This is a genomic window from Gilliamella sp. HK2 (assembly GCF_001690265.1).
In the GTDB taxonomy this organism is placed as follows: domain Bacteria; phylum Pseudomonadota; class Gammaproteobacteria; order Enterobacterales; family Orbaceae; genus Gilliamella; species Gilliamella apicola_C.
In genome coordinates this window covers 1-2,393 of sequence record NZ_LZGV01000055.1, presented here as the reverse complement: position 1 = coordinate 2,393, position 2,393 = coordinate 1, and the positions used below count along the sequence as shown (strand labels likewise).

Annotated in this window: 4 protein-coding genes; all 4 read left to right on the top strand. The window is 32.2% G+C overall.

Going from position 1 to position 2,393, the window contains the following annotated elements; all coding sequences use genetic code 11:
• The first annotated feature begins 710 nt into the window (after positions 1–710).
• Positions 711–1,076 carry a hypothetical protein gene (locus tag A9G45_RS04685; protein ID WP_065567505.1) on the top strand — a complete coding sequence of 122 codons (366 nt, stop codon included), beginning with the start codon at positions 711–713 and terminating at the stop codon, positions 1,074–1,076.
• Between the two features lie 216 nt (positions 1,077–1,292).
• Positions 1,293–1,463 (top strand): hypothetical protein, encoded by a 171-nt coding sequence (locus A9G45_RS14370; protein WP_176700630.1) that lies wholly within the window; start codon positions 1,293–1,295, stop codon positions 1,461–1,463.
• 230 nt (positions 1,464–1,693) lie between these two features.
• On the top strand, positions 1,694–2,059 hold the full coding sequence (locus A9G45_RS04680) for a hypothetical protein (protein ID WP_065567506.1): 366 nt from the start codon (positions 1,694–1,696) through the stop codon (positions 2,057–2,059).
• Between the two features lie 121 nt (positions 2,060–2,180).
• On the top strand, positions 2,181–2,393 hold a 213-nt coding region (locus A9G45_RS04675; RefSeq protein ID WP_141673606.1), incomplete at its 3' end, for a hypothetical protein.

Sequence of the window (2,393 nt, the reverse complement as noted above, 5' to 3'; positions counted from 1 at the left end):
ATGGCCAACAGTAGAAAATAAACCGTTATTTTTTATAGGCCAATTGGATATAACCGAAATTAGGCATGATATTTCTTACTTATATATTTTTTTAGATGAAAAAAATAATACGTATATGACTTTTGAACAATCAACATAAATAATCATTGACTGACAATACTATCATTAGGCTTTGCACATAATCAGATAAATACCTAATGAGCATTACCAGTATCGAAATAACGATATTAGACTGTTAATGCTACGAACCGTTGGTACGCATAGACAAAAGAAACAGTGAAGATGAGGAAACAGTCTACTTCCATACCGACCTAAATAGTGCGCCAGAAAAGTTAACCGATGCAAATAGTGACATCGTCTGGGAATGCAGCTTTCAGTTCTTGGGAAGCACATTCAGGCAATCGAGCACAACTCAGTAGAGCTAAACCTCAGATATCAGGGATAGTATTAGGACAGAGAAACTGGCTTACATTACCATACTTTATCAAAAGTAGAAAACATTTCATGGAAAGGAGGATCCCCTGATGATGCATTTGCACATTGGAAATATACAGACATCAGAACAATAGTAGCTAAATTAGATCCGCTAGATAAAGTGTTTTATACTATCATGCCATCGATATGATAAGGCAAGAAACTCTTTAAATATTAACGGTAACGTTGTTAATTCAAAGTCACCGGCTGATCATAAAAAAATAAGTTGTTAAAAAATGAATATACAACATATAGAAATAGCAGATTGTAATATTTTGGAGACTAAAATATTTTCTAATAAAATTAAGATATATTTTGAGTCAGTCTACGATCTAGAGAAAAAACAGTACATCAGTAATATTAGTTTGTCAGTTTTTAATTGGTCATTTTTCCAAGCAAACGTTTTTATTGTCAATGATTTGAATAATAGTTTTGAACAAAAAAAGTTACTTAGACATGAATTAGAGTTTTTTGAATATATTCAGAAAATATTTATTGAAAAAAATAATCTTATATTACAGGGATACAGTAAAGAATCTGGATATTGGCTAGAGTATTGTTTCGTAGATAGTGATTTTTACTTAGAACCATATTTAACATAAAGATAGCAACATATATATTAGGGATAAAACCGGAAAAGTTAACCGATTCAAATAGCAAAATACTGAGAGTATGCCGCTACCAGCTCTGGAGTAAACGGATTCAGGAAATTGAACACGGAATCAGTAGCGCAAAACCTTAGATATAATGGACAATATTTAGGCAGAGAAACCAGATTGCATTACAAAACTTTCAGGTTCGGATGTAGGGTCTTGACTATGCCCGCCCCAATTGGATTAGTCGCTGGGTTTAAACTGTATGAGTATACGCCTAATGGGTTGACTAGAGTTGATCATTTAGGAATGAATGCTCACCATATAAGGCAAAAAGCAATTATGCAAAATCTTGTCAAAGGGTATGATCCCTGCTACTTTAGTTCCCAGAGCTAGAACATAGGTTCCTTAAAGATGAAGTTGGAATTGTTGCACGTAGTAAAACTAACTCTAAAACAGGAAAATAATTTAGTAGTATTAGAAAGTTATTAGCTAGAGATATACGTAAGCTAAGAAGGGGTTACCCACAAATACCCAATAGCGCTTTTCAGAAATTAATCGCCAAAAATAAAGAAATGTATCCAGAAATGAATAAAGCAAAGCCTAATAGAAAAAGAGGTTGTTAAATGGGTAAAATAAGAAAAAATGAATTAGTAGTTACCTCACTCTTATCTGAACTTTTAGATGATGCACTTGAATATTATAAAATTCATTTAAGTGATTCAAGTGAATCTACAAACGTTAATGATCCTTTTGCAAGAGCAAGAAGTATTATCACAAAGCTATCAGATAAAGACCAAGAAAAGATTTTTAATTTTCTGCGTATAGTAATAGTAGATACAATGTCTGCGGTTTTTGGAACCATAGACGGTACACATTTCCCACCGAATATTAGTGGTGATTTCATGCTTGAGTATGATGGAGAAGAAATACAAGGTTCATTGCAAGATGAGTTAATTGCAAAAGCAGAAGAGATTGGTGTCTATGATTAATGAATTCATCATTAAAAAAAGTAAAAAATTTCTTTTACGATACCTCTAAACGACTGGTAAGCCAAAAACACAGTAGACACAAGGTTACAACAATCCCATCCAATTAGAACATGAGGTATTTATGGCTTTGGATTTTATGGCATCAAATAATCAAAAGAAAATAGATGGAAACACACCGGTATTTTCACTTGAGAAGTCTGATTATGATAAACTTTTCAATAATGCGAAACCATTAAATCAATACCCAATAATAAAAAAATTTGATGATTACTATGCTGATACTACTATTTTATATGGAGAAATTCAGCCCTTAATAAAAGAATTAGAAAGCCTT

Excerpts from the sequence above, each read along its gene's own strand:
- A9G45_RS04685 (WP_065567505.1), top strand. The coding sequence starts at position 711 with ATGAATATACAACATATAGAAATAGCAGATTGTAATATTTTGGAGACT.
- A9G45_RS04680 (WP_065567506.1), top strand. The coding sequence starts at position 1,694 with ATGGGTAAAATAAGAAAAAATGAATTAGTAGTTACCTCACTCTTATCT.
- A9G45_RS14370 (WP_176700630.1), top strand. The coding sequence starts at position 1,293 with ATGCCCGCCCCAATTGGATTAGTCGCTGGGTTTAAACTGTATGAGTAT.